28 protein-coding genes are annotated in these 24706 nt (G+C 36.3%); 15 read left to right on the forward strand and 13 right to left on the reverse strand.

The annotated features are described in order from the left end of the window. Nucleotides 1-24 precede the first annotated feature (24 nt). The 6 genes from GGR22_RS01175 to ychF all read right to left on the reverse strand — a co-directional run bounded on the left by GGR22_RS01175 (nucleotide 25) and on the right by ychF (nucleotide 5538). The gene (locus GGR22_RS01175) at nucleotides 25-1032 is read right to left on the reverse strand and encodes a transglutaminase domain-containing protein (RefSeq protein WP_182492239.1); all 1008 of its coding nucleotides are present in this window, start codon (nucleotides 1030-1032) and stop codon (nucleotides 25-27) included. 113 nt (nucleotides 1033-1145) lie between these two features. Further along, nucleotides 1146-2102: a transglutaminase domain-containing protein gene (locus GGR22_RS01180; RefSeq protein ID WP_182492240.1), complete on the reverse strand. Its 957-nt coding sequence runs from the start codon at nucleotides 2100-2102 to the stop codon at nucleotides 1146-1148. Between the two features lie 25 nt (nucleotides 2103-2127). Next, the gene (locus tag GGR22_RS01185; RefSeq protein ID WP_182492241.1) at nucleotides 2128-2811 is read right to left on the reverse strand and encodes a TIGR02117 family protein; all 684 of its coding nucleotides are present in this window, start codon (nucleotides 2809-2811) and stop codon (nucleotides 2128-2130) included. Beyond that, nucleotides 2808-3335: an NADPH-dependent FMN reductase gene (locus GGR22_RS01190; protein WP_182492242.1), complete on the reverse strand. Its 528-nt coding sequence runs from the start codon at nucleotides 3333-3335 to the stop codon at nucleotides 2808-2810. Before GGR22_RS01190 ends, GGR22_RS01185 begins: the two co-directional genes overlap by 4 nt. After that, nucleotides 3332-4273, reverse strand: coding sequence for a YihY/virulence factor BrkB family protein (locus GGR22_RS01195; RefSeq protein WP_121374580.1), 942 nt, complete (start codon nucleotides 4271-4273; stop codon nucleotides 3332-3334). The genes GGR22_RS01190 and GGR22_RS01195 overlap by 4 nt, the downstream gene beginning before the upstream one ends. A gap of 170 nt (nucleotides 4274-4443) precedes the next feature. Continuing rightward, nucleotides 4444-5538: a redox-regulated ATPase YchF gene (ychF, locus tag GGR22_RS01200; protein ID WP_121374581.1), complete on the reverse strand. Its 1095-nt coding sequence runs from the start codon at nucleotides 5536-5538 to the stop codon at nucleotides 4444-4446. A gap of 213 nt (nucleotides 5539-5751) precedes the next feature. Here ychF and GGR22_RS01205 point away from each other — a divergent pair, with 213 nt between their 5' ends. Further along, on the forward strand, nucleotides 5752-6291 hold the full coding sequence (locus tag GGR22_RS01205; protein WP_121374582.1) for a hypothetical protein: 540 nt from the start codon (nucleotides 5752-5754) through the stop codon (nucleotides 6289-6291). 79 nt (nucleotides 6292-6370) lie between these two features. Here GGR22_RS01205 and GGR22_RS01210 read toward each other — a convergent pair whose 3' ends face one another. Next, nucleotides 6371-6721, reverse strand: coding sequence for a 4Fe-4S dicluster domain-containing protein (locus GGR22_RS01210; protein WP_182492243.1), 351 nt, complete (start codon nucleotides 6719-6721; stop codon nucleotides 6371-6373). Nucleotides 6722-6835: 114 nt separating this feature from the next. Between GGR22_RS01210 and GGR22_RS01215 the strand changes: the two genes are divergently transcribed. From GGR22_RS01215 to GGR22_RS01240, 6 genes are all read left to right on the forward strand, one after another. Further along, nucleotides 6836-7894 carry an acyl-CoA reductase gene (locus tag GGR22_RS01215; RefSeq protein WP_182492244.1) on the forward strand — a complete coding sequence of 353 codons (1059 nt, stop codon included), beginning with the start codon at nucleotides 6836-6838 and terminating at the stop codon, nucleotides 7892-7894. A 145-nt stretch (nucleotides 7895-8039) separates the two neighbouring features. After that, nucleotides 8040-9113, forward strand: coding sequence for a 3-phosphoserine/phosphohydroxythreonine transaminase (gene serC, locus GGR22_RS01220; protein WP_182492245.1), 1074 nt, complete (start codon nucleotides 8040-8042; stop codon nucleotides 9111-9113). An 18-nt stretch (nucleotides 9114-9131) separates the two neighbouring features. Next, complete coding sequence (locus tag GGR22_RS01225; protein WP_121374586.1) at nucleotides 9132-10091, forward strand: D-2-hydroxyacid dehydrogenase; 960 nt, start codon at nucleotides 9132-9134, stop codon at nucleotides 10089-10091. Nucleotides 10092-10158: 67 nt separating this feature from the next. Further along, nucleotides 10159-10716 carry a hypothetical protein gene (locus GGR22_RS01230; RefSeq protein WP_182492246.1) on the forward strand — a complete coding sequence of 186 codons (558 nt, stop codon included), beginning with the start codon at nucleotides 10159-10161 and terminating at the stop codon, nucleotides 10714-10716. A gap of 117 nt (nucleotides 10717-10833) precedes the next feature. Beyond that, a complete protein-coding gene (locus GGR22_RS01235) occupies nucleotides 10834-11259 on the forward strand; it encodes a DUF6146 family protein (RefSeq protein ID WP_182492247.1) in 426 nt (141 codons plus the stop codon). A gap of 30 nt (nucleotides 11260-11289) precedes the next feature. Next, nucleotides 11290-11616, forward strand: a complete 327-nt coding sequence (locus tag GGR22_RS01240; RefSeq protein ID WP_182492248.1) for a DUF6787 family protein — start codon at nucleotides 11290-11292, stop codon at nucleotides 11614-11616. A gap of 51 nt (nucleotides 11617-11667) precedes the next feature. Here the strand turns inward: GGR22_RS01240 and GGR22_RS01245 are convergent, their stop codons facing one another. Then, complete coding sequence (locus tag GGR22_RS01245) at nucleotides 11668-11967, reverse strand: hypothetical protein (RefSeq protein WP_121374590.1); 300 nt, start codon at nucleotides 11965-11967, stop codon at nucleotides 11668-11670. 43 nt (nucleotides 11968-12010) lie between these two features. After that, nucleotides 12011-12655, reverse strand: coding sequence for a peptide-methionine (S)-S-oxide reductase MsrA (gene msrA, locus GGR22_RS01250; RefSeq protein ID WP_182492249.1), 645 nt, complete (start codon nucleotides 12653-12655; stop codon nucleotides 12011-12013). A gap of 145 nt (nucleotides 12656-12800) precedes the next feature. On the opposite strand from msrA, the gene GGR22_RS01255 reads away from it, so the two are divergent. The 4 genes from GGR22_RS01255 to GGR22_RS01270 all read left to right on the forward strand — a co-directional run bounded on the left by GGR22_RS01255 (nucleotide 12801) and on the right by GGR22_RS01270 (nucleotide 17359). Then, nucleotides 12801-13460 carry an ABC transporter ATP-binding protein gene (locus tag GGR22_RS01255; protein WP_121374592.1) on the forward strand — a complete coding sequence of 220 codons (660 nt, stop codon included), beginning with the start codon at nucleotides 12801-12803 and terminating at the stop codon, nucleotides 13458-13460. 6 nt (nucleotides 13461-13466) lie between these two features. Beyond that, nucleotides 13467-15158: an LIC_10190 family membrane protein gene (locus GGR22_RS01260; protein ID WP_182492250.1), complete on the forward strand. Its 1692-nt coding sequence runs from the start codon at nucleotides 13467-13469 to the stop codon at nucleotides 15156-15158. A 3-nt stretch (nucleotides 15159-15161) separates the two neighbouring features. After that, nucleotides 15162-15926, forward strand: coding sequence for a TIGR02757 family protein (locus tag GGR22_RS01265; protein ID WP_182492251.1), 765 nt, complete (start codon nucleotides 15162-15164; stop codon nucleotides 15924-15926). Between the two features lie 80 nt (nucleotides 15927-16006). Then, a complete protein-coding gene (locus tag GGR22_RS01270; protein ID WP_182492252.1) occupies nucleotides 16007-17359 on the forward strand; it encodes a DEAD/DEAH box helicase in 1353 nt (450 codons plus the stop codon). 7 nt (nucleotides 17360-17366) lie between these two features. On the opposite strand, the gene GGR22_RS01275 is transcribed toward GGR22_RS01270, so the two are convergent. Then, on the reverse strand, nucleotides 17367-18479 hold the full coding sequence (locus tag GGR22_RS01275; protein ID WP_182492253.1) for a lactonase family protein: 1113 nt from the start codon (nucleotides 18477-18479) through the stop codon (nucleotides 17367-17369). Between the two features lie 142 nt (nucleotides 18480-18621). Between GGR22_RS01275 and GGR22_RS01280 the strand changes: the two genes are divergently transcribed. From GGR22_RS01280 to GGR22_RS01295, 4 genes are read left to right on the forward strand one after another with little or no spacing between them, the layout of a single operon-like run. Next, nucleotides 18622-20562 (forward strand): vWA domain-containing protein, encoded by a 1941-nt coding sequence (locus tag GGR22_RS01280; protein WP_182492254.1) that lies wholly within the window; start codon nucleotides 18622-18624, stop codon nucleotides 20560-20562. Next, nucleotides 20559-21815 (forward strand): dihydroorotase, encoded by a 1257-nt coding sequence (locus GGR22_RS01285; protein WP_182492255.1) that lies wholly within the window; start codon nucleotides 20559-20561, stop codon nucleotides 21813-21815. Before GGR22_RS01280 ends, GGR22_RS01285 begins: the two co-directional genes overlap by 4 nt. Before the next feature lie 3 nt (nucleotides 21816-21818). Next, nucleotides 21819-22145 (forward strand): hypothetical protein, encoded by a 327-nt coding sequence (locus tag GGR22_RS01290; RefSeq protein ID WP_121374599.1) that lies wholly within the window; start codon nucleotides 21819-21821, stop codon nucleotides 22143-22145. A 4-nt stretch (nucleotides 22146-22149) separates the two neighbouring features. After that, nucleotides 22150-22800, forward strand: a complete 651-nt coding sequence (locus GGR22_RS01295) for an alpha/beta hydrolase (RefSeq protein ID WP_182492256.1) — start codon at nucleotides 22150-22152, stop codon at nucleotides 22798-22800. Nucleotides 22801-22846: 46 nt separating this feature from the next. Here GGR22_RS01295 and GGR22_RS01300 read toward each other — a convergent pair whose 3' ends face one another. From GGR22_RS01300 to GGR22_RS01310, 3 genes are read right to left on the reverse strand one after another with little or no spacing between them, the layout of a single operon-like run. Then, nucleotides 22847-23329 (reverse strand): hypothetical protein, encoded by a 483-nt coding sequence (locus tag GGR22_RS01300; RefSeq protein WP_121374601.1) that lies wholly within the window; start codon nucleotides 23327-23329, stop codon nucleotides 22847-22849. Between the two features lie 50 nt (nucleotides 23330-23379). Beyond that, entirely contained in the window at nucleotides 23380-23877 is a 498-nt protein-coding gene (locus GGR22_RS01305) for a hypothetical protein (protein ID WP_220477617.1), read from the reverse strand. Between the two features lie 13 nt (nucleotides 23878-23890). Further along, a complete protein-coding gene (locus GGR22_RS01310) occupies nucleotides 23891-24655 on the reverse strand; it encodes an MBL fold metallo-hydrolase (RefSeq protein ID WP_182492257.1) in 765 nt (254 codons plus the stop codon). Nucleotides 24656-24706: the final 51 nt, after the last annotated feature.

Consider the following 24706-nt stretch of genomic DNA (forward strand, 5'->3'; position numbering starts at 1 on the left):
TATGATTTTTGCTTTGCTTATCTGTTAGATTGAAGTCGATTTTCCGCGTATTATTTTGTACATGGAAGCGGCTTTTTGGTTTACAAAAATAGTCAAATAACAATCTAAATTCGGAGCTACATGAACATCAAATTCTGTGCTATTTCCGTTTCGTTTTAAGATGGCGTTTTGGGCTTTATTGTCCGAACTCAGGACATAAAATATTTTGTCATTTTCTCCTAAATTTTCTAATTTAAATGGAATAGTGTTCGATTTTTTAAGGGACAAAATTCCGTTTTGTGGAGCAATAAATCGAAAGTCAGACTTTATATAATCGGCATAATAAAAAGGAAAGTTGGCATACTCTTTTTCGGAAAAATTGCCTAGAATCCAATTCTTTTCGTCTGGAAAATGATTCAAGACAAAGAACTCGGGCTCGGTAAAAAAATAGCCTGAATTGAACTTTGGAACAAAAGTTCTTTTTTGTTCGTTCACGACGCCTGCACCCCACGTTACATCGAGCAATTTCCATTTTCCATTGACTTTTACAGCATTCCAAGCGTGCGTGCTTTCTGTTGGCAATTTCCCGATGTCACTCGGACTTGTTTTTGCATTTCCGGTCACGACTGCACTTTCTAATCCTGACAAATTAGCAAGATGTTCATAAAGCAAGGCATAGCCTTGACAGAGCGCTACATTTGTCTTTAACACTCTATTGATTTTATCCAGCTTGATCTGCTTTTGCTTCTGCAATCTTTCTTCTTCTGTTCGGTAGCGATAGGCAGTTACGTTTGCTCCTGACCTAGAAAAAAAGCTTTTTACATCGTATTTTACATTGAAAGCAATCCACGAAAAAATTGCGCGTGCTTTGTCTTCTTCCTTCGAAAAATCACGGTTAATTTTTGAAGCTAGTTCTTCTGGTTTTGAAAATGTTTTGGGATAATTGGAAACAATGGCATCCACTTTTGAAAAATCCTGCGCAAAAACAGGCAGGCACAAAAAAAGCATCCATAAAAATGCCTTTTTTAAAACGCTTACATATATCTCTTTCATAGCATGACAATTAGCAAGAATCTTGCCAAAAGAAATCTATAAATATTACTATGACTGAGACAAGCCTATTGAATTTCAGGTCACACCATTCGAGCGTATTAAAATAAAATCCTTTATCGACTCACTAAATAGGTTACCATAATTTTTCGATTGACATATATCGTCAAATAATCGCCTGATTTTCCAGATAGCGGAATGTCAAATTGGGTTTCTTTATTCTCGTTATTTAGATAAGTAAGCTTATTATCGCTACTAAAAATATATTCAGCATTATCATATTCACCTAGATTTTTAATTTCTAAATGAAAATTTGCTGCCGAAGAAGAAATAGTTCCAAGTTCTGGAGATATCTTATAATTACCTTTAAAATAATCTCTGTAATACACAGGCAACTTTGAAAAGTCTTGTTTCGACTTATTAATCGTAATCCATTTTTTATCTTCTGGATAATGATTTAAAAATAGGTCATCTGCAGAAATAAAAAAGTATGAATCATTAAAGTCTGGCTTAAAAGAATCGTCTTTTTGAGAAACATATCCAGCCCCAAGTGTCGTATCGACAAATTTCCATACATTATTGATTTTTACTGCATTCCATGCATGATCCGTAGCCAAATTCACCTGACCAATTTGTGATGGATCGGACTTTAAATTTCCAATTATTATCTCGCTTTCTAGCCCTACTAGCTTGCTTAATCTCTCAAATAACATTGAATATCCATGACAGATAGCTTTACCTGAAAGCAAAGCTTTAGAAATGATTGTTTCTTTGAACTTTATTTCCTTAGCCTTCTTTTCTTTTTCATCTCGATAAGAAAATGCCATGTCAGACGGGCCTTTCATTGAAAAAGCAGCAGCAACATCAAATTCAATATTAAAAGCTATCCAAGAATACACAGCTCTAGCTTTTTCAGAATCGTCAGTAAAATCCTTTTTTATCAAATTACTTATGGTTTCTAAGTTTTGGACTTTAGATGGATATTTTTTTACAATTTCATCGACTTCCAAAAAATCTTTTGAAAAAGAATTTGAAATACAAAAAAACACTAAAAGAGTAATTATTTTTTTCAAGGCTTAAATAATTTAGTTAAACAATTTATCTATAATGACAAAATATTCCAGTATCAGAAGGGGTCCAAACTGCGGCTTTTTGATCTGCACTTTTCAAGGCATTATTTGCCCATGTATTGCAGGTATAGAATAGGCTGTATTTGCGATTGGCTTCGTAAAAGCTGTCATTCTGTCCATAGGTCGTCGCATGAATCAGGATTGGATTTCCATCTGCATCATACTGAAAACTATCTTCAATATATTTTATCAGTTTTGCATATTCTTCTTTGCTGATATTGATTTTTATGCAATCTTCATTCTCTTTTAATTGCTTAAAAAAAGTAGCATGCATCGCTGAAGTTCCGAGATAAAATGCGGCATTGAACGCAGTACTGAATTTTAAATCAGACCATTCTGGCGTGTTCAGATAAAATCCTTTGTCGCCCCAACCAAAACCAATAAATTGCATTGCAGCATCTTTTGAGGCGATGTGGTCAAATTTAATTTTCTCGCTCCAGTCTTTATATTCTGTCTTAATCGGAACTACGATATCCGTGTGAACACCATTACTTTTGATATAAATCGCTACATCTTCGGTCGGATTCTTGTCTTCAGAATTGACTGAAAATCTTGGCAAAACCAAGGCAACAATTATATAGAGAACAAAAAAAGCTAAAATCCCTAAAAGGAATTTCAGCAGTAGGCGAAGTATTTTTCTTAGGGGTTTCAAAGAGGAAAGTTTTTTACGATTTCTTTCAATTGATTATCATATTCTGGGTTTGAAATAATTCGCTTTTCAACATCGAAATTAGTATAAAAGCTTGGCAACGAAAAAAGGGCTTTGATATTTCCGCCATGCCTTGGAAGGTTGCCGTTTGCAAATTCCAAAACACCTTTGCCTCCTCTTCCGCCTGGCGAAGTCGCCATTAGCAGCATTGGTTTTTGCTGGAATACTTCGTTTTCTATCCTAGAACACCAGTCGTAAATATTTTTAAAAGCGACCGAATAGATGCCGTTATTTTCCGCAAGCGAAATAACCAAGATATCGGCTTCTGCTAATTTTGCCAAAAACTTTTTTGCGATTTCGTGCTGGCCGATAACTTTTTCTCTATCAACTGAAAAAAGAGGCATTTCATAGTCGTTGAGATCTAAGATTTCTACTTCCGCTTTTTCAAAAAGACCGGTAGCATAGGTTGCCAGCATTTTATTAATAGAGGTCGAGCTATTGCTACCGCCAAAGGCAATTATTTTCATAGTTTGGATTTAGTATTCGTTTCCGCGTCTGTAATTTCAAAAATCTCTTTTTGAATTTCTACAGAATATTCGTTCGGGCTGATGCTGCCGCCAAAAGCTTTGGCATAGACCTTAGTGAATTCTGCACCAAAGTAAAGAATTATTGCGGAATAATATACCCAAAGCAAAATAATTATCACCGATCCTGCGGCTCCATAGACTGTTGCTACTGCTGAACTTCCCAAATAAAATCCAATAGCGAATTTACCAATCATAAACAGTATGGAAGTACTCGAGGCTCCGATAAAAGCGTCTTTCCATTTTATATTTCCGTCTGGCAATGTTCTAAAGATTATGGCAAAAAGTATTGTAATTATAAGAAATACGATTATCAGATTTAAGACATAAAACAAATAAACCGTACTTTCTGGAAAATACAGCTTGAGTCTTGCGCTTAATAAATCCATGACAGAATTGACCAGCAAACTGACCAATAAAAGGAATCCCACAGAGGCAATCATCGAGAAAGACATTAGTCGATTTTGAATGAATTTTTTAATTCCTTTATTCGGTTTTGCTCGAAGTCCCCAAATAAAATTAATAGAGCTTTGTATCTCTGCAAAAACTCCCGAAGCTCCAATTAAAAGCATGACACCTCCAAATATCGTTGCAAAAACATTACTATTGGAAAGCTCTACATTTTTGATAGCGTTTTGTATTTGAATAGCGGCATCATTTCCGACCAGCCCATTAATTTGCCCATACAATTGTCCCGTAACCGCTTCTGTCCCAAAAAAGAAACCGCAGATAGTGATGATAATAATCATTAAGGGAGGTAATGCGAAAATGGTATAATAGGATAATGACGCGCTTAATTTGATCGCATTGTCATCGTTAAATTCATTAAAAGTCGTCTTGAGCAAGTACCATGTTTTTGAAAGCAATCCTTTGGTTTTCATGATAATTTTTGGTTTTGGTTTACTCAAATATAACGTATTTGGGGAAGTTTAAGAATCGGTTTATGGGATTTTTAACGTAAGGAAGATTTAAAGCCACATTCTTATACTTATTGTCATGCCATAAAAAAAGCGACACAAAAGTGTCGCCTTTTAAAATTTGTTTAAAAAGATTAAACGTTGAATCTGAAATGCATCACGTCTCCGTCTTTTACAATATATTCTTTTCCTTCTACACGAAGTTTTCCTGCTTCTTTTACTTTCGCTTCTGAACCAAAAGCTACATAGTCATCATAAGCGATAACTTCTGCACGGATGAATCCTTTCTCGAAATCGGTGTGGATAACGCCTGCCGCTTGCGGTGCCGTAGCTCCGATATTAATCGTCCAAGCACGAACTTCTTTCACACCAGCTGTGAAATACGTCTGTTGCTTCAATAATTTATAAGCTGCACGAATCAAAACAGAAGCTCCTGGCTCTGTCAAGCCCATGTCTTCTAAGAACACCTGACGCTCTTCGTAGCTTTCTAATTCTGTGATATCCGCTTCAGCTCCTACAGAAAGTACGATAACTTCTGCATCTTCGTCTTTTACCAATTCGCGAACTTGATCTACATATTTATTGCCGCTTACAGCAGAGCTTTCGTCAACATTACAAACATATAATACTGGTTTTGCCGTAATCAATTGGAAAGATTCCATTAAAGCTTCTTCGTCATTATTTTGTGGCGTTATCGTTCGTGCGGATTTAGCTTGCAAAAGCGCTTCGCGGATTCTGTTCAACAATGCTTGCTCAACCTGCGCTTCTTTGTTTCCTGTTTTTGCCGCACGGTTTACTTTCTCAAGACGTTTTTCAACAGTCTCAAGATCCTTTAGCTGCAATTCAATATCAATAGTTTCTTTATCGCGGATAGGATTTACATTTCCGTCTACGTGAACAATATTATCATTATCAAAACAACGCAATACGTGGATGATAGCGTTGCACTCACGGATGTTTCCAAGGAATTGGTTTCCTAGACCTTCACCTTTGCTCGCTCCTTTTACCAATCCTGCGATATCTACAATATCTACTGTCGCCATCTGAACGCGTTCTGGCTTTACCAATTCTTCCAGCTTGTTGATTCTCGGGTCTGGCACATTCACGACTCCAATATTAGGCTCAATGGTACAAAACGGGAAGTTCGCGCTTTGTGCTTTTGCATTCGATAAACAATTGAATAATGTTGATTTTCCAACATTTGGCAATCCTACAATTCCTGCTTTCATTATGGTATAAGTATGATATTGATAATTTTAAGGGTGCAAATATAAGCTTTTGGATTTGAAATTAAGCGCTATTTGCATTTCTATTTTGATTCCCAAAAAATTAAAATATTCCTAACTAAAACAATATTTTACAAATACTTTATGATTTTTTATTAATTATTTTAACATAAAAAACTTAAATTTGTTAAAATAAACACTCTAATTCAAATCACTATGAAAACGATCTTATTAAGCAGTGTAGCCTTATTAGCTACAATCAGCCTTCAGGCACAGAATAAAAATGTTACTGATGTTTCCAAAACTACTGTAACCACGGTGAAGGATTCAGATGGAGAGAAAAAATATTTAAAAACTCAAGAGGTACAGGAAGTTCAAAATATCGAGTTCCAAAATGCAGATTCTAAAGCTTTAAACAAGGATATGAAAGAAACGCCTGTTGAAGTAGTTTCAAAAACCAAAGTAATGAATCCTGACGGAAGCACAAGAACTGTAGATATTGACCGTTCTTCTTATTATACTTCAAACGGAAAAACATATCAATTGACTCTAGATCCTGCCGGATATGTGATTTCTACGCAAGACAAAAAACGATTGGGAATCTTGAGAGCAACAACTACAAACAGTTATATCTATAGAGGAAAAAATCAGACTTCTGTAGGTTATTTCGACACTAACGGAAATTTAGTTGTTGAAACGTATGATGACAAGTCAGATAAAGTAAGCATTGAAACGTACGTTCGTTCGCAACAATAAGCATTTATACAAAATCACTTCATAAAAAAAACCTGAATTAATAATTCAGGTTTTTTTTATTTTATGTTTTAGAAGAAAGCTATTCGCCGTGCAAGAATGCTTGTCTGTTTAAAAGCGTTTCTTCGCTTTCTACATGATTATCATCCGGAACGCAACAGTCTACAGGACATACTGCAGCACATTGCGGCTCTTCGTGAAATCCTTTGCATTCTGTACATTTTCCTGGAACAATATAATAGATATCGTCCGAAAGTGGCGTCTGTGCATCATTCGCATCAACTTCTTCGCCGTTCGGAAGTACTATTTTGCCGCTTAATTTTGTCCCGTCTTTATATCTCCAGTCGTCCGCACCTTCATAGATGGCGGTATTCGGACATTCTGGTTCGCATGCACCACAGTTGATGCATTCGTCTGTTATTATGATTGCCATTTTTTCTTTTTTTTGCTGTAAGCTATAGGCATTCTGCTTTAGGCTTGCCTACTGCCTAGAAAAGGTTTATTTTTGTGCAAAATTACGTCCAAAACAATTCATAAGCAAATCAATATGACTTTAGAACACAAAAAAAATATTTTTGTTGAACTTGGCAAATTTCTTAGCCAATTTTCTGAAAATGAAAGTATTAAAAAAGAAAACGTTTTATATAATGATTTGTTTTTCAATGATTTCCTGGATCTGATTCAATTATCGCAATCGCATAATGGCTGGTATACTCCTGAACAGGTCTTTTTTGCCGTAAATTCTTGGGCAGAAGCGTTGACAAAAGACAATCTCGATCAATGGCTTTCCAGCTATAATTTGGAAAACACAGGAGGCAAAACCGTCGGACTGATTTTAGCGGGAAATATTCCGCTGGTAGGCTTTCATGATTTTTTATCCGTACTCATCACTGGACATAAGGTCTTAATCAAAACATCTTCAAATGACCAGCATTTATTGCCTTTCTTGGCGAAATATCTCACCGCCATAGAACCTAAATTAGCCGAGTACATCACTTTTGTAGATGGAAAACTAGAAAATTTTGACGCCGTTATTGCTACTGGAAGTAACAATACGGCGCGTTATTTTGAATATTATTTTAAAGACAAACCGTCTATAATTCGTAAAAACAGAAATTCTGTAGCTGTCTTAGGCGGCTCCGAATCCAAAGAAGATTTCATCGGACTGGGTGAAGATATTTTTAGGTATTTTGGCTTAGGATGCCGAAACGTTTCCAAGCTGTTTGTTCCGAAAGACTATAAATTTGATTCTTTTTTTGAAGGGATTTTCGAATACCAAGACGTTATCCACTACGAAAAATACGCTAATAATTATGATTATAACAAGGCTGTCTTCTTGATGAGCAACTTCAAATTGTTAGATAACGGATTCCTTACCATCAAAGAAGATACCAGCTATTCCTCTCCTATTTCAAGCGTTTTTTATGAGTTCTACGACGATTTAGAAACACTAAAAAATCGATTAGAAGCTGACAATGAGCAGATTCAGTGCATCGTTTCAAAAGGAATTGTCGACAATAGCATTCCATTCGGAAAAACACAAAAACCAGAGCTTTGGGATTATGCCGACAATGTCGATACTATTGCATTTCTTTCATCAATTTAAACAAAACATTGTATAAACATAATCTTACTATATCGTTTTCGTTAATAACCTTGTGAAATTATTACAAAAACGTAAAGGAATCTTTAATGCTAATTTCTGAAATTTGCTTTTCAGAATTTTAGACAACACTTCCTAAACACACACAATGAAAAAACACAATTATAGCGCAGGTCCTTGCATTTTACCGCAAGAAGTCTTCGAAAAATCAGCACAAGCAGTTTTAAATTTCAATAATTCTGGCTTATCGATTTTAGAAATTTCGCATAGAAGCAAAGATTTCGTAGCCGTCATGGAGGAAGCCCGAGCTTTAGTCTTAGAACTTTTAGACCTGGAAGGAAAAGGCTACCAAGCTTTATTTTTGCAAGGCGGCGCCAGCATGGAATTTTTAAGAGTCCCTTACAACTTGCTAAAAGAAAATGGCAAAGCGTCTTATCTAGATACAGGTACTTGGGCCGCTGGAGCCATTAAAGAAGCTAAGGCTTTTGGAGAAACAATCGTAGTCGCTTCTTCTAAAGGAGAAAATTACAACCATATTCCGAAGCAGTATGAAATTCCTGCGGATGCAGATTATTTTCACTGTACTTCAAACAATACGATTTTTGGAACGCAAATGAAGGATTTTCCGAACACGAATATTCCTATCGTTTGCGATATGAGTTCTGATATATTTTCACGCCAGTTAGATTTTTCAAAATTCGACCTGATTTATGCAGGCGCTCAAAAAAATATGGGACCAGCGGGCGTTACGCTCGTTGTTGTCAAAGAAGAAATTTTAGGCAAGACAGGCAGAACTATTCCAAATATATTAAACTACCAGCAGCATATCGACAAAGAAAGCATGTATAATACTCCGGCGGTTTTTGCAGTCTATACCTCGCTTTTGACCTTGCAATGGCTTAAAAACCTTGGAGGCATTCCTGGAATTGAGAAAATCAACGAAGCCAAAGCCAAGCTTTTGTACACAGAAATCGATAGAAATCCTTTATTTATAGGAACTGCCGTAGCTGAAGATCGTTCTACTATGAATGCTACTTTCCTTCTAAAAGACGAAACCCAAGCTGCTGCTTTTGACAAATTATGGAAAGATGCCGGAATTTCTGGCCTATCAGGACATCGTTCAGTCGGAGGTTATAGAGCCTCAATGTACAATGCATTACCGCTAGAAAGCGTCCAGGTCTTAGTTGATGTAATGCAAGAATTTGAAAAGACAATTTCTTAAAACAGTAAAGTAAAAAACATGAAAGTATTAGCCAATGACGGTATCTCTAAAAGCGGTATCAAAGCTTTGGAGAAAGGCGGATTTGAAGTCATCACTACAAAAGTAGCTCAAGAGCAGGTAGCCAATTATATCAACAAGAATGAAGTCGCTGTGCTTTTGGTTCGCAGCGCAACAAAAGTGCGTCAAGACATCATTGACAATTGTCCTTCGTTAAAAGTAATCGGCCGCGGCGGTGTCGGCATGGACAATATCGATGTGGATTATGCCCGTGAAAAAGGCATCCATGTCATAAATACTCCAGCCTCGTCGTCAGAATCTGTGGCTGAATTGGTATTTGCTCATTTGTTCTCCGGTGTACGATTTCTTCACGATGCCAACCGCAACATGCCTCTTGAGGGCGATTCTAACTTTGAAGGCTTGAAAAAAGCCTACGCGAACGGAATTGAATTAAAAGGCAAAACACTTGGAATTATCGGCTTTGGAAGAATCGGAAAAGCAGTCGCCAAAATTGGCCTCGGCCTTGGAATGCGCGTTATTGCCTCTGATAAATTTGTAGGCAATGCTGAAATCAAGGTCGATTTTTATAACGGACAGTTCATTAACGTAGACATCGTTACCGAGCCTATGGAAGATATTTTCAAACATTCTGATTTTATTTCCCTCCACGTCCCTGCCCAAGATGGCTATGTAATCGGAAAAGAAGAATTTGAGCTGATGAAAGATGGCGTAGGAATCGTAAATGCCTCGCGAGGCGGCGTAATCAATGAAGTAGAACTAATTGAGGCTTTGGATAGTGGAAAAGTTTTATTTGCAGGCTTAGACGTTTTTGAAGAAGAACCGACACCTGCTGTACAAGTTTTGATGCATCCAAAAATATCATTGACACCACATATAGGAGCAGCTACCCTTGAAGCTCAAGACAGAATTGGTACTGAATTGGCAGAGCAAATTATAAGTTTATTAAAATCAGACATATAAATTTATTCTTTCTGTTAAATTTAAATCTTTTTACATAGATTTGTTTTAAACTTTAAATCTATAGAAGATGCTAGAACAATTATCAGATTTAGTAAAACAATATGGAAATGAGGCAGTTGTAAATAACAATGCCGTACCAAATGAGCTGAATGAAGGTGTGATGGACGAAGCCAGCACTTCTATTTTTTCTGGACTGCAGAAAATTATTTCCGAAGGCGGTGCTGATAAAATCGGTGAATTATTCCAAGGCGAGAATGCGGGTTCTGCTTCAAATCCTGTCGTAAAACAATTAACAGAACAGTTTTCTGGAAATCTGGGTGAAAAATTCGGACTTAGCGGCGACGCAGCTTCAGGAGTTGCTGGAGGATTAATCCCAAAGGTATTAGGATCGTTAATTGGGAAGGCAAAAAATCCAAATGATAAAAGTTTTGAGATTTCCGACATCGTAAATTCACTTTCTGGCGGCGAAGGAAATTCTTCTGTCATGGACGCCATCCAGAAATATGGCGGCCAATTTGGTCTAGACCAAAACAACGACGGTAAAGTGGATATGAGCGATGCTATGGCTGCTGTCAATAAAAAAGGCGGCATAGGAGGCTTGCTAGGGAAATTATTCGGAAGATAAAAAATCTAATTTCTATAAACTTAGAGCCAGGCAATTGCCTGGCTTTTTTATGTTAAAAATATAAAAATCAATAGAATGGTCTGTTCAGAATGAGTAACTTTATGCAAACTTCACGATATGAAAAATCTGGTTTATATAGGAATTCTCTTCATCGTTATTTTTGGATGCACCGCAACTAAAAATAACAATGCGAAGACTTTCAAACAAGACGACAAAGCTGTGCAAAATGACACGGTCAGGATTGCTAATGACGAACTGGATTATGAAGTAATTATTATCGATCCAGGCTTTAACAGCTGGTTTTATACCTATGCAAAACCAAGAGATTATTATTCGCAGCAATATCTAGAAGCAAGAAACCGCACATGGGTTATTGAATGGAATGCTAGAGCCAATCGAGGCGATAGGCTTATCGACATGAGCATCGATTATCAAAACAATATCGATTATGGTTACGAAGTAAATTATATGCTCTACAATTATCTTACTTATTTTCAACTTACCAATAATATAAAGCTGGGAGGTTTTGTCCCTCGAATTTAAAATTGTAGTTTTGCATTATATTTATTAAGTATGAATAAGCTTAAAAAACGCTGGGGAATTACATCCAATTTCCAGCTTGTCATAATATTTATTGTCTTTGCCATCAACGGTTCGCTTTCTGCCCGAATTTCTTATTTTTTGATGGGACTTCTCGGAATTACAAAAGAAAATACGCATTGGTCGCTTTATTATATCATCTTATTGGTTTTAGTGCTGCCACTCTACCCTTTTATGCTGATGGTATTTGGATATCTTTTCGGCCAATCAGGATTTTTCTTCCCGTTTGCCAAAAGAATGATCCGGAGCATGAGATTGGGGTTTTTATTGCCAAAGGAAAAAGTTGATTCCGAAAAATAAATAAAAAAGCCAGAAACTAATTCTGGCTTTTTTTTATGCTAATATGCTAGCTTACTTCTTTTCCTTACTGAAATAATACGTATATATCCATGTTAGGGTAAAAGTCGGCAGGATGTCAGTGAAAGGAAAGAGTTCTTCTAAAAAAGAAATAATTCCACCAACAGTTCCAACAGTTCCTTTGTACATCCTTGCCAAGATAAATCCTGATATAGGAGCCCAAGCAAAATCTGCAAATTCTCCCAAGAAAGGCAACGCATACGAAAACATTCCAATAGCATCAAACAAAAGGCTCAGCATAAGCTGTTTTTGCTTTTTATCTGACGCGGTCTTTATCTGAACTTGTTCTGTCATTTTCAATCGTTTAGTTGCTTGTATAACGCAAAACTAATGCCAATTATTTTTTGAGCTTCTCAGAGTACTGCTTTCTTACTTTTTCGACTTTTGGCGTAATGACATAACTACAATAGGATTTCTCTTTATTCCTTGCATAATAATTTTGGTGATAATCTTCAGCAACATAAAATTTAGTCGCTGGAGAAACCTTTGTCACCACTGACTTACCGAAAGTATTCTGAGAATCAAGCAGCTTAATATAGTCTTCTGCAATTTTCTTCTGTTCATCGCTATGATAAAACACTTCGCTTCTGTATTGCGTTCCCACATCAGCGCCTTGACGGTTCAAAGTTGTTGGGTCATGGGTAGCAAAAAAGATTTCCAGCAATTCTCCAAAACTGATCTTGCTTGGGTCAAATGTAATCTGCGTTGCTTCTGCATGTCCTGTAGTTCCTGTAGAAACCTCCTCATACGTCGGATTTGGAGTCTTCCCGCCTATATATCCTGATTCTACTTTTTTAACGCCATCCAATTCTAAAAAGATAGCCTCTGTGCACCAAAAACAGCCGCCTCCAAATGTGGCGACTTCTAATCCTTTTTCTACTTCCATTTTTACGGGTTCCTTAACTTCTGAAATTAATTGTTCTTTTTCTTTTGACTGGCATGAAATTGTAATCAACGTCAGCAGTCCGATCATCTTTTTCATTGTATCATGTTTTCCTCAAAATTAATCAATCTATAAGTTTCCTAGACAGCATTAACTAAACTTTATCACTGTATCTACGAAAGAATATAGTACTAAAGATGTGAAATTTTTCAAAAACTTTGTTTCTTTGTAGAAACTGCAAAAAATGATTCAGGCAAAGAATTTACATAAATATTACGACAAGCTTCATGTGCTGAAAGGCGTTGATCTTCATATAGAAAAAGGCGAAATCGTATCTATCGTTGGGGCATCAGGAGCTGGAAAAACTACGTTGCTGCAGATTCTTGGGACTCTAGACAAACCTAGCATCGAAAATGGTACACAGCTTCAGATAAACGGAGAAAATATCTTGCAGCTAAACGATAAGGCACTTTCTCGTTTTAGAAACTTACAGCTCGGATTTATTTTTCAGTTTCATCAATTGCTACCTGAATTTACCGCTTTAGAAAATGTATGCATTCCTGCCTTTATTGCTGGAAAATCAAAATCGGAAACTGAGGCTGAAGCAAAAAGACTATTAGATTATTTAGGATTATCACATAGAATTAACCACAAACCGGGAGAACTTTCTGGAGGAGAACAGCAAAGAGTTGCTGTTGCACGTTCGTTAATCAACAAGCCTGCTGTAATATTTGCTGACGAGCCTTCTGGAAACCTCGATACCGCTTCTGCAGAAAACCTACACCAATTATTTTTTAAGCTAAGAGATGAATTCGGACAAACCTTCGTTATTGTAACTCACAATGAAGAATTGGCAAATATGGCTGACAGAAAACTGATAATGTCTGATGGATTAATTCCTTAAAACAAAATGATCTTATTACTTTTAAGTTGGGTCTATATTTTATTTACGACCATAAACCTAGGTTTTCTCCTAGATAAAATCCTTAAGCTTAAAGTTCAGAATCTTACTTTCTTATCAATTCTTGGATTATTCTCGACCACTATAATGGCTAGCTTTTGGGCCATTTTCGGAAGGATAAATATCGAATTCTATTTGGCTATTTTGTTTTTAAATTGTGCTTTATTCTTAAGCAACAAAAAAGCTATAATTTCTATTTATAAAAACTTCTTTCTAGAATTAAAACCTCTTGACAAAACCTTAAAAATTCTTCTAGGCTTAATTGCTCTTTTAATAGTAGCACAATGTGCCTCAATCCCTTTTATAATTGATAACGAATCCTATTATATTCAAACAATTAAGTGGATTAACGAATATGGCTTTGTAAAAGGTTTAGGCAATTTGCATATTTATTTAGGTCAAACAAGTGGATGGCATGTGCTTCAAAGTGCTTTTAATTTCTCTTTTATATATCCTAATTTCAATGACTTGAGCGGATTTTGTCTGCTTTTAGGAAATATTTTTTCAATCCAAAAACTTGACAATTATTTCAAAACAAAAAATAAAACAGACCTGATTATTGGATTATTTCCCCTTTCAAATATTTTACTTTTCCAATTTATAAGTGCTCCTTCGCCTGACCTTCCGATTTATGTTTTCACCTTTATAATTTGTTCTTTATTTTTAGATAATTACAGAAAGATTAGTACGGAAACTTTCAACTGGATTTCAATTTTAGTGCTCTTCTCGCTTTACATAAAAACAACATCTATCGCATTGTCTTTGATTCCGATTTTTATCCTTTTTCAAAATTATAAGAATTTAAAAATCTATAAAATTACTAGTTTAGCTCTCGTCATCTTATTTCTCTTTATCGTTAAAAATTTAATTATCACGGGATATCCTTTATTTCCAATAACTAAAAATTTTGGATTGGCCTTTGACTATCAGATTCCAGAAAAAATTGCAGCATACTATTATGATCTGACAAAACATTTCGGCTATTCGTTATCGAAATCAAAATTTCAAGAAATGTCTTTTCTTGAAATTTTCATGCATTGGTTAAATCTTCCAAAACTTCACGGATTTTTTAATAAGATAAGCATTGTCTTAATTGTACTATCTCCAATTGTAATTTATAAATTTTATAATAAAGCTAAGTTTTGGATTCTTTATGCTGTGATGGTTCTTCAATTTATACTGCTTTTTATGTCGTCTCCACAGTATCGTTTTTTTATGAATTTCATTCTAATTTTTAGTTTTTTACTTCTATCTTTAATACTAAATAAAAAACAAATAATTCTAATTTCACTTTCAGCTTTCACACTCTTACTAACAATACTTGTTTTTATACCTTTGAATTTTAGCTTATTAACAAAAAACAAACATACGCTAGAATCAAGTAATTTTAGTTTTAAAAATTTCGTTTTCCCCTATACAGACACAAAATACGATACCGCTTTTGAATTGCTAAAAAATGAGAATCTGAATTATTATAATCCAACAAATATTGACTTTTTCTGGGGAACTGGAGATGGTCCGTTACCCTGTGTAAGAAAAAAGCAACTCGATTATTTTGAAAAAAAACACCAAGTAAAACCCCAAATGCGAAGTGATACTATAAAGGATGGATTTTATGCAAAAGACACTTCAAAAAGATAAGAAATGACTCAGAAAGAACTAAAGATTTTCCTCGACGAAAAAGTCGAATTATATAACAAGCCTGATTTTATTGAAAGCGACCCGATTCAGATTCCGCATTTATTTTCCCTAAAAGAAGATATCGAGATTGCTGGTTTTTTGAGTTCCATAATTGCTTGGGGAAATCGAAAGATGATTATCAACAACTCTAAAAAAATGATGGATTTGATGGGGAATTCTCCTTATGATTTCATCATGACGCATCAGGAGTATCAATTGGAACGGTTAGAAAATTTTGTACATAGAACTTTTAATGGCCAAGATTTTATCAGTTTTATCAAGGCTTTGCAGCATATCTATAAAAACCACAACGGACTGGAAGCTGTCTTTTTGAAAAATCAAGAAGCTGATACCATGCAGAAAAGCATACACGAATTCAAAAAAATCTTCTTTGAAATTGAACATCAGCAAAGAACCCAAAAACATATTTCCGATCCGCTAAATAATTCTGCGGCCAAAAGAATCAACATGTTTCTGAGATGGATGGTACGCCAAGACAAAAAAGGAGTTGACTTTGGTATTTGGAAAAGCATTTCACCTTCAACATTATCTTGTCCGTTAGATGTACATTCTGGAAATGTGGCGCGAAAATTAGGACTCTTAACTCGAAAACAAAACGATGCAAAGGCGCTAGCTGAATTAGACCAGCAGTTGCGAAAACTAGACCCTAAAGATCCTGTAAAATATGATTTTGCATTGTTTGGCTTGGGCGTTTTCGAAGGATTTTAGCTCATCATCTAATGCCCTAAAAATCAAACAATCCAACGAAGTCCAAATTTTAACGTACCTTTGCACAAAATTTACACATTATGTCCACTTTTGAGCAATTCAACCTTCCTAAATCCTTACAAAAAGCAATTGATGACTTAGGATTCACATCGCCTACTCCAATTCAGGAAAAATCTTTTTCTGTGATTGCATCAGGCCGTGATATGATGGGAATTGCACAAACTGGTACAGGTAAGACTTTTGCGTATCTTTTGCCTTTATTAAAACTATACAAATTCACTCCTACACACACGCCAAAAATCGTAATTCTTGTCCCAACAAGAGAATTGGTCGTGCAAGTTGTGGAAGAAGTCGAAAAACTGACAAAATACATGTCAGTCAGAACATTAGGTATTTACGGTGGTGTAAACATCAACACTCAAAAAACGTCTGTTTATCAAGGAATTGACATTTTGGTTGGTACGCCTGGCCGTGTGATGGATTTGGCTTTGGACAATGTTATCCGTTTTGACGAAACACAAAAGTTAGTCATTGACGAGTTTGATGAAATGCTGAATCTTGGTTTCCGCGTTCAACTGACTTCTATCTTGGCTATGATGAAGCCAAAGCGTCAAAACATTCTATTTTCAGCTACGATGACAGATGAAGTCGATGCTGTTCTCGAAGATTATTTTGATTTTCCAGAAGAGGTTTCGTTGGTTCCATCGGGAACGCCGTTGGAAAAAATCAAGCAGATTAAATATGCTGTTCCGAATTTTAATACAAAAATCAATCTTCTGAAATACCTTTTGTCAAATGATGAAAGTATGTCGAGAATCTTGATATTCGTCAATAACAAGAAATTTGTAGACATGGTTTATGACCGAATCACAGACGATTTCGGTGACCAATTTGGCGTAATCCATTCTAATAAATCTCAAAACTATCGTCTGACAACGATGGAAAACTTCCAGCAAGGAGCACTTCGAGGAATCATCACCACAGACGTCATGGCGCGAGGTTTGGATATTTCGGACATTACCCATGTACTGAATTTTGATGTTTCGGAAGTTCCAGAGCAGTACATCCACAGAATCGGAAGGACGGGACGTGCTGACAAAGACGGAATCGCCATCAGTTTTGTCGGTCCGAAAGAAGAAGAATTCTTTATCGAAAGCGAAGTGCTGATGAATAAAGAAGTGGATACGGAACCAATTCCTGAAGGAGTCGAAATTTCGACAGTCTTGATCGAATCGGAAAAAGTAAGACAGCCTGTAAAGCTTCTGATGAAAAAAGTCAAGAAAGAAGGCGGTAGCGCTTTTCATGAAAAATCAGACAAGAACAAAAAAGTCAATCTTGGAGGTCCTGGAAAAACAAAACCTAGAAAAACGAAGTCTAGAAATCGTGGCGTGGAAAGATCACGTGATAAAAAACGAAAAGATAAGGACAAATAAATTTTCCTTAAGCTTTCGTAAAAACCAAACAGACCGGAGCACACAATTCGATTCGTTTGCCTGTATCAGAGAGTTTTCCTGTCGTTTCATCAATCTTAAAAATTACGATTTCATTCGTGTACTGATGCCCTACCAACAAAAATTTACCCGTTGGATCAATCACAAAATTCCTCGGCCCTTTGCCCTTTGTGCTTACCTGATTCACCAAATCTAAAGTCCCTTTTTTATTGATGACAAAGGCATTGATTGTGTTGGCATCTCCCCTATTTGTAGCATATAAAAACTTACCATTAGGCGAAATATGGATATCTGCGGCACTATTTTCGCCTTTAAAATCTTTAGCAACGATAGTCGTTTCTTGAAGCTGCTTTAGCGAACCATTCTTATATTTAAAGACAGTCAGTGTTCCGTCCAATTCCTGAAGCAGATAGGCAAATTTTCCATCTTTACTAAATGTCAAATGACGTGGTCCGCTGCCTAATTTTACGGCAATTCTTTCTTTTAATTCTAAAACTTTTTCAGGAGCATTTTTATCGTATTTGTAGACAGAAATCTGATCTGTTCCCAAATCATTTGCAAAAACGTATTTCTTGTCTGGCGAAAAATAAACCATGTGCACGTGGGCGCTTTCCTGACGCTGGGCATTGATTCCTTTTCCTTCATGCTGTATGACTTGTTTCGCTTTATTCAAGCTACCATCAGCATTTTTCCCAAAGACAGAAATACTTCCACCTGAATAATTAGCTACAATGACATTTTTTTCGTCATTGATAATATAACAAGGATCGGCTCCATGGGAATCTTGGGAATTCAAGAAATTTAATTTCCCGTTTTTGGAATTAAATCCAAAAGCACTCACTTGGCTGTCGGCTCCATTTTCATTTACGCTATACAAAAATTTTGTATCGCCAGAAATAGTCAGATAGCTTGGATTTATTATTTTATCGGAAGTACTTTTCAAAGAAAAATCACCCGTATCGGTACTAAAATCATAGACATAAATTCCGTTGCTCTCGCAGGGATTAGTATACGTACCCACAACCAAACTATAGATTTTATCCTGAGCGTTGGCCGTTAGTACTAAGAAAAAGGCAGAAAGTAGAAACCCGATTTTTTTCATTTTCAATAATTGTTTACCGCAAAAATAAGGCTTCGAGTCTCAAAAGCATCTTCAAGAACTGTTAATTTAATAGTTCAAAAAAATCACAAAACTAGCAATGACAACTGCCAACTAATTTGTATTTTTGACAAACTTTCAATGAATGCAGTTCAAACACCCTGAAATTCTTTACTTCCTTTTCTTATTGGTCATTCCAATTCTGGTCCATTTGTTTCAATTGCGACGCTTCAAGAAAGAATATTTCACCAACGTACATTTCTTAAAAGAGCTTGCCATACAGACTCGAAAAAGCTCAAAACTAAAGAAATGGCTTTTGCTGCTCACGCGATTGTTCCTTTTGGCCTGCTTGATTATTGCTTTTGCACAACCATTTTTCCAAGCAAAAGACAGCAAAGGAATCACAAACGAAATGTTTATCATTCTGGACAACTCGTTTTCGATGCAAGCTAAAGGAAAACAAGGCGAACTGATGAAAAGGGCTGTACAGGAATTATTAGAAAATGCTCCGGAAAACCAGACATTTTCACTGGTCACAAATTCAGAAATTTTCTGGAATACGGATATAAAGTCCATCCAAAGAGAATTGCAAAATCTAAAATATAGCGCTTCGCCTTTTGCTTTAGACAACCTGATGGCGAAGATAAAATCTAGAAAATCACCTTACAACAAAGACATCGTCGTGATTACAGATGCTGTCGGTTTACAGCCAAAACAGCTGAAAAGTATTGATTCTACATTCAATACGTATTTTATCATTCCAAAGGCCGAACAGAAAAACAATATTTCTATCGACAGCGTATTTATCCACCAGACATCAGACAATTTTTATGATATAGGCGTAAAACTTTCTTCGTATGGCGATAATAAAAACGACATTCCAATTGCTTTATACAATGATAAAAAGCTTATTGCCAAGACCATCGTAAATTTTGAAGGCAAAGAAAAATCCATCAATTTTACGATTCCAAAAGAAGATTTTAACGGCTATGCCTTAATCGAAGACAATGCCTTGCACTATGACAATCAATTGTTTTTCAGCATTTCGAAACCGCAAAAACTGAATGTCGTCAGCATCGGACAGCCCGAAAAAAGCAACTTCTTGAAAAAGATATATTCCGACAGCGAGTTCGTATTTAATAATTTCGACTTAAAATCGCTGGACTATAATATTCTGGAAAAGCAAGATGCTATTGTCTTAAACGAACTACCAGAAATACCACAGGCTTTACAGACCACTTTAAAATCTTTTGTAGAAAAGGGAGGCAATCTAATTGTAATTCCATCAGCAGAAAGCAGTATTTCAAATCTGAACAGCCTAATGGGTAATTTTGGGGGAATCCAGTTCAAATCTTTAGAAAACAAAGAAAAATTAGTCACAAAAATTGCTTTCAATCATCCGCTATACAGCACGGTATTTGAGAAAAAAATCGACAACTTCCAATATCCGAATAGCGCTAGTTCGTATGGAATTTCAAGTGCCTATCCATCCATATTGAGCTTTGACGACCAAAGCGCTTTCCTTACGGCTGTACAAAATCCAGTCAGTTCGGTCTATGTATTTTCTTCTCCTATAAACAAGGATAATTCTAATTTCCAAAACTCTCCGCTGATTGTGCCGACATTTTACAACATGGCACTCAGCAGCCAGAAAACCGGAATAAACGCATTGACAATCGGTGAGAACAGCCCGTTTTTGATGGATGCTTCCTTGTCAAAAGACGAAATCGTCGAAATCAGAAGTCTTTCCGAAGAAGCCAATGAAAAGTTTATTCCGATGCAGCAGATACTGAATAACAAAGTAAAATTGACTTTTAACGATTTCCCTCAAGAAGCAGGAAATTTTGGAATATACAAGCAAGACAATCTGCTAAAGAAAATCAGCTTTAACTACGGCAGGACCGAAAGCGACTTGAGCGCTTCTAACGAATCCTTATTATCCGATTATAACGTTATTGAAAGCATCGACAACGTTTTTGATACTTTACAGACGGAACGAACCGACAACGAAATTTGGAAATGGTTTGTGTTTTTGACCCTGCTGTTTCTAGTCACTGAAATATTGATACAAAAATTTGTAAAATGAACATAATCATCCGACAAGCTAAAATTATCGACCTTAAAAGCCCGTACCATAATGAAATTGCTGATTTAAAAATTGAGGGTGGCGTCATAACCAAGATTGGAAAAAAATTGCAGAACCCCGACAAGCTACAAGAAGTATCTCTCGAAAATCTGCACGTATCTCAAGGCTGGTTTGATTCTAGCGTCAGCTTGGGCGAACCTGGTTTTGAAGACCGAGAGACAATTTCTAACGGATTAGATACTGCTGGAAAAAGTGGCTTTACTGCTATTGCGATGCAGCCGAATAGCTTTCCGATTCTAGACAATCAATCCAGCATCAGTTTTGTAAAAAGAAAATCGGAAGGCTTTGCTACGGACTTATTCCCTATCGGAGCTTTGACCAAAAATAGCGAAGGCAGTGATCTTGCCGAATTATTCGACATGAAAAATTCCGGCGCTGTTGCTTTTGGAGATTACAACAAAAGCTTGTCGAACGCCAACTTGCTAAAAATTGCGCTGCAATATGTACAAGATTTTGATGGATTGGTTATTACCTATTCTCAAGATTCCAATATCAAAGGAGCTGGCGTAGCAAATGAAGGAATTGTCAGCACCCGATTAGGTTTAAAAGGAATACCTTCCTTGGCGGAAGAATTGCAGATTTCAAGAAATTTGTTTATCTTAGAATATACTGGAGGAAAATTGCACATTCCTACCATTTCGACAGCAAAGTCGGCACAATTAATCAAAGAAGCAAAAGCTAAAGGCTTGAATGTGACGTGCAGCGTAGCGGTTCACAATTTGGTCTTGACGGACGAAAAGCTAGAAGGTTTCGATACAAGATATAAAGTAACGCCGCCTTTAAGAAGCGAATCGGATAGAAAAGCATTGGTTAAAGCAGTAAAAGATGGCATTATCGATATGATTACTTCGGATCACAATCCGATAGACATCGAGCATAAAAAAATGGAATTTGATATGGCTAAAAACGGAACCATCGGATTGGAAAGCACTTTCGGAGCTTTAGCAACCGTTTTGCCTGTAGATAGTATCATTGAGAAATTGGTAGCCGGAAAAGCAATCTTCAATATTGAGAATCCTGAAATTAAAGAAGGTAATAAAGCCAATATCACGCTTTTCAATCCAGAAGAAAAATGGACATTTGGCAAAGAAAATATTTTGTCAAAATCAAAAAACTCAGCTTTCCTAGGACAATCAATGAAAGGAAAAGCCTATGGAATATACAACAACCAAAAATTAGTTCTAAACGACTAGATTATGAAAAATACAGTTGAAGAAGGAAAAAATACGGCAATCATCGCCCATCTTACAATTTTAGGAACGATTATAGCGGCAGTACTTAACGGCGACAAGAAAAATGCTTTTGCAGGCTTTTACATTCGCCAGACCTTAGGAATATTTCTTTTATTTTTTGCGTTAGGCTATCCCGTAGGATTGTTTGACAGCTGGATGATTTCCTCGGCATTGTATCTTTTTATTTTTATACTTTGGGCTTATAGCTTTGTGAGCGCGCTGCAAGGACAGATGAATATGATTCCTCTTCTAGGAAGCTTTTTCCAAAAAGCATTCAAAAATCTTACTTAGAATAATGAAATCAAACATAGAATACCTCATTCGAGAGCCCAGAATAAAAAAAGAAAAAAATCCTTTATTGTTGTTGCTTCACGGCTACGGAAGCAATGAAGAAGATTTATTTTCCTTTGCACCAGAACTACCAGATGAATATTATGTAGTTTCGGCAAGAGCACCATATAATTTACAGCCATACGGCCATGCTTGGTATGCTATAAATTTTGATGCCGACGAGAACAAATTTTCAGACAACGACCAAGCAAGAGAATCAAGGGATTTGATAGCAAGACTTATCAATGAATTGGTTTCGGACCTGCCTATTGACTTTCAAGACGTTACTTTAATTGGCTTCAGTCAAGGAACAATCTTGAGTTATGCCGTTGCGCTGAGCTATCCTGAAAAAATCAAAAACGTTGTAGCGTTAAGCGGTTACCTAAATCCAGACTTGCTGGTTTCTGGTTACGAAAAAAAGGATTTCAACCATTTAAAAATGTTTGCTTCCCACGGAACCGTAGATCAGGTCATTCCTGTAGAATGGGCCAGAAAAGCTCCCGATGCGCTAAAAAACTTAGGGATTGATGTGACTTATAAAGAATATCCTATCGGCCACGGAGTTTCTCCACAAAATTTTTATGATTTCAAAAATTGGCTCGAAAACCATAAATAAAAAAAGGATTCCAATATGGAATCCTTTTTTTATCATTATTTAAATCTTAGTCGTCTATTCTGTCGCTTCCCGTGATAACTTCTTCATTAATCAGCGCGCCGGCATACAATAGCGAATCGCCTTTCATAAGTTTATACCCTTTGGTAGTCTGTAGTTTCCAGTCATCCTTCACATAAGGTTTTCCTTCTGATTCTCTCACGAGCATCAAAGGCAATTTTTCGTTAGGTATAAAAAGTTCGGCTCGGTCGCCATTCTCTTCCAAGACAGCAAAAGCACTATAAACAGCATCGCCTTGCTTTATTTCTGTAGCAGGATTCAGGCGGATACCGACTTCAAACGGACGGATGCAATTCTTTTTCAGCTCAGACCAAGTATAGCCTGCCGAAGCAACACAGCCTTTATCATCCTTATCATTTCCGACCACAGTTCCCAAGCTGTCCTTTTGGATCGTCATATCAGAGCCGTTGCTTAAATCCTTGCAAGAATAAGCAGAAATGACAACAAGAGCCAGCAAAAATATTTTTTTCATAATCGATTGAGGGTTTAGGCTTGACAGTCTATAAAATTATAAAAAAACTTTTATTTAAGAGTCTTCGGATAAATAAAAGTATCCATCGTTTCATATTCTGTCGGCTTGCCCTCTTCTTTAAAATATTTGATCATGACTTCACCCCAAGCGCCGCCAATGTTAAAATCGGCTATAATCCAGCGGTTGTTCAAGATTTTTATTTTGTTAATGATTGCTTTGTTATCATTAATCTTATCATATTTTGTAAGCGGATTGCCTTCTGGCTTTTCATTCAAAGAGCTGATTTCATCACGAATTTCTGCCGCCAGCTGATTCACATCAAAGTTTTCAAAATATTCTATCGCATTGTCGTTATATTCCAACGAAAAATAATTGGCATCCATGACCTGATTGTTCAGTGCTGCTATAGAATCTTTTTTTGCTTTGGATTCTTTTTGGAAATTAGCAATCCTATCTTCTTCAAATTTTGTCTTTTTAGTAAAATACATGTACGTGAAAATATTCAACAAGACGGATAATATGAAAAGATAAAGCAGTGGTTTTTTCATAGTTTATTTCAATTTAAATAGTTATTTGCAGGTTGTCATACGCCAAAAACACATTCTCAGGAAGCTGTTTTTGTACTTCCTCATGGAATCCCATTCGGTGGCTGATGTGAGTCAGATAGGCCTTTTCAGGCTGTAGTATTTTGATAAAGTCTAACGCTTCCTCAAGATTAAAATGCGAATGGTGCGGTTCTTCTCTCAAGGCATTTACGACCAATACTTTCAATCCTTTTAGCTTTTCAATTTCAGATTGCTCAATAGTCTTGACATCCGTCAGATAAGCAAAATTGTCAATCCTATAGCCAAAAACCTGAAGTCCGCCATGCATGACATTAATCGGAATTGCTATTTTATCTCCGATAGAAAAATTTTGCCCATTGACAACTTCTATCGGTTCTACAGAAGGAGCTCCGGGATACTTATCGACCGTTTCAAAGACATAATCAAACCTTCTCTTTAAAGACTCTAAAACGCGCTTGTGGAGATAGATAGGAATATTGCCTTGCCTGAAGTTGAACGGCCTAATATCATCCAGTCCAGCGGTATGGTCTGAATGTTCATGCGTGAACAAGATTCCGTCTATTTTTGGACATTCGGAAACCAGCATCTGCTGCCTAAAATCAGGGCCGCAATCAATGACAAAAGAGTGATTTTCCCAAGAAATCCAAACCGAAACGCGAAGGCGCTTGTCTCTTGGATCATTGCTTTTACATACAGGGTGACTGCTTCCGATTACTGGAATGCCTTGCGAAGTTCCTGTACCTAAAAAATATACTTTCAATTGACGTTAATTTTTTACAAAAATAGGATTAATTCCCTTTAATAAAAGCCC

The organism is Flavobacterium gossypii, assembly GCF_014138495.1.
GTDB classification, from domain to species: Bacteria; Bacteroidota; Bacteroidia; order Flavobacteriales; family Flavobacteriaceae; genus Flavobacterium; species Flavobacterium endophyticum.

What these genes read in the sequence shown, in the direction of transcription:
- GGR22_RS01175 (WP_182492239.1), bottom strand. Translation starts at nt 1,032, where the DNA reads ATGAAAGAGATATATGTAAGCGTTTTAAAAAAGGCATTTTTATGGATG.
- GGR22_RS01190 (WP_182492242.1), bottom strand. Translation starts at nt 3,335, where the DNA reads ATGAAAATAATTGCCTTTGGCGGTAGCAATAGCTCGACCTCTATTAAT.
- GGR22_RS01195 (WP_121374580.1), bottom strand. Translation starts at nt 4,273, where the DNA reads ATGAAAACCAAAGGATTGCTTTCAAAAACATGGTACTTGCTCAAGACG.
- ychF (WP_121374581.1), bottom strand. Translation starts at nt 5,538, where the DNA reads ATGAAAGCAGGAATTGTAGGATTGCCAAATGTTGGAAAATCAACATTA.
- GGR22_RS01205 (WP_121374582.1), top strand. Translation starts at nt 5,752, where the DNA reads ATGAAAACGATCTTATTAAGCAGTGTAGCCTTATTAGCTACAATCAGC.
- GGR22_RS01210 (WP_182492243.1), bottom strand. Translation starts at nt 6,721, where the DNA reads ATGGCAATCATAATAACAGACGAATGCATCAACTGTGGTGCATGCGAA.
- GGR22_RS01215 (WP_182492244.1), top strand. Translation starts at nt 6,836, where the DNA reads ATGACTTTAGAACACAAAAAAAATATTTTTGTTGAACTTGGCAAATTT.
- serC (WP_182492245.1), top strand. Translation starts at nt 8,040, where the DNA reads ATGAAAAAACACAATTATAGCGCAGGTCCTTGCATTTTACCGCAAGAA.
- GGR22_RS01225 (WP_121374586.1), top strand. Translation starts at nt 9,132, where the DNA reads ATGAAAGTATTAGCCAATGACGGTATCTCTAAAAGCGGTATCAAAGCT.
- GGR22_RS01230 (WP_182492246.1), top strand. Translation starts at nt 10,159, where the DNA reads ATGCTAGAACAATTATCAGATTTAGTAAAACAATATGGAAATGAGGCA.
- GGR22_RS01235 (WP_182492247.1), top strand. Translation starts at nt 10,834, where the DNA reads ATGAAAAATCTGGTTTATATAGGAATTCTCTTCATCGTTATTTTTGGA.
- GGR22_RS01240 (WP_182492248.1), top strand. Translation starts at nt 11,290, where the DNA reads ATGAATAAGCTTAAAAAACGCTGGGGAATTACATCCAATTTCCAGCTT.
- GGR22_RS01245 (WP_121374590.1), bottom strand. Translation starts at nt 11,967, where the DNA reads ATGACAGAACAAGTTCAGATAAAGACCGCGTCAGATAAAAAGCAAAAA.
- msrA (WP_182492249.1), bottom strand. Translation starts at nt 12,655, where the DNA reads ATGAAAAAGATGATCGGACTGCTGACGTTGATTACAATTTCATGCCAG.
- GGR22_RS01255 (WP_121374592.1), top strand. Translation starts at nt 12,801, where the DNA reads ATGATTCAGGCAAAGAATTTACATAAATATTACGACAAGCTTCATGTG.
- GGR22_RS01260 (WP_182492250.1), top strand. Translation starts at nt 13,467, where the DNA reads ATGATCTTATTACTTTTAAGTTGGGTCTATATTTTATTTACGACCATA.
- GGR22_RS01265 (WP_182492251.1), top strand. Translation starts at nt 15,162, where the DNA reads ATGACTCAGAAAGAACTAAAGATTTTCCTCGACGAAAAAGTCGAATTA.
- GGR22_RS01270 (WP_182492252.1), top strand. Translation starts at nt 16,007, where the DNA reads ATGTCCACTTTTGAGCAATTCAACCTTCCTAAATCCTTACAAAAAGCA.
- GGR22_RS01275 (WP_182492253.1), bottom strand. Translation starts at nt 18,479, where the DNA reads ATGAAAAAAATCGGGTTTCTACTTTCTGCCTTTTTCTTAGTACTAACG.
- GGR22_RS01280 (WP_182492254.1), top strand. Translation starts at nt 18,622, where the DNA reads ATGCAGTTCAAACACCCTGAAATTCTTTACTTCCTTTTCTTATTGGTC.
- GGR22_RS01285 (WP_182492255.1), top strand. Translation starts at nt 20,559, where the DNA reads ATGAACATAATCATCCGACAAGCTAAAATTATCGACCTTAAAAGCCCG.
- GGR22_RS01290 (WP_121374599.1), top strand. Translation starts at nt 21,819, where the DNA reads ATGAAAAATACAGTTGAAGAAGGAAAAAATACGGCAATCATCGCCCAT.
- GGR22_RS01295 (WP_182492256.1), top strand. Translation starts at nt 22,150, where the DNA reads ATGAAATCAAACATAGAATACCTCATTCGAGAGCCCAGAATAAAAAAA.
- GGR22_RS01300 (WP_121374601.1), bottom strand. Translation starts at nt 23,329, where the DNA reads ATGAAAAAAATATTTTTGCTGGCTCTTGTTGTCATTTCTGCTTATTCT.
- GGR22_RS01305 (WP_220477617.1), bottom strand. Translation starts at nt 23,877, where the DNA reads ATGAAAAAACCACTGCTTTATCTTTTCATATTATCCGTCTTGTTGAAT.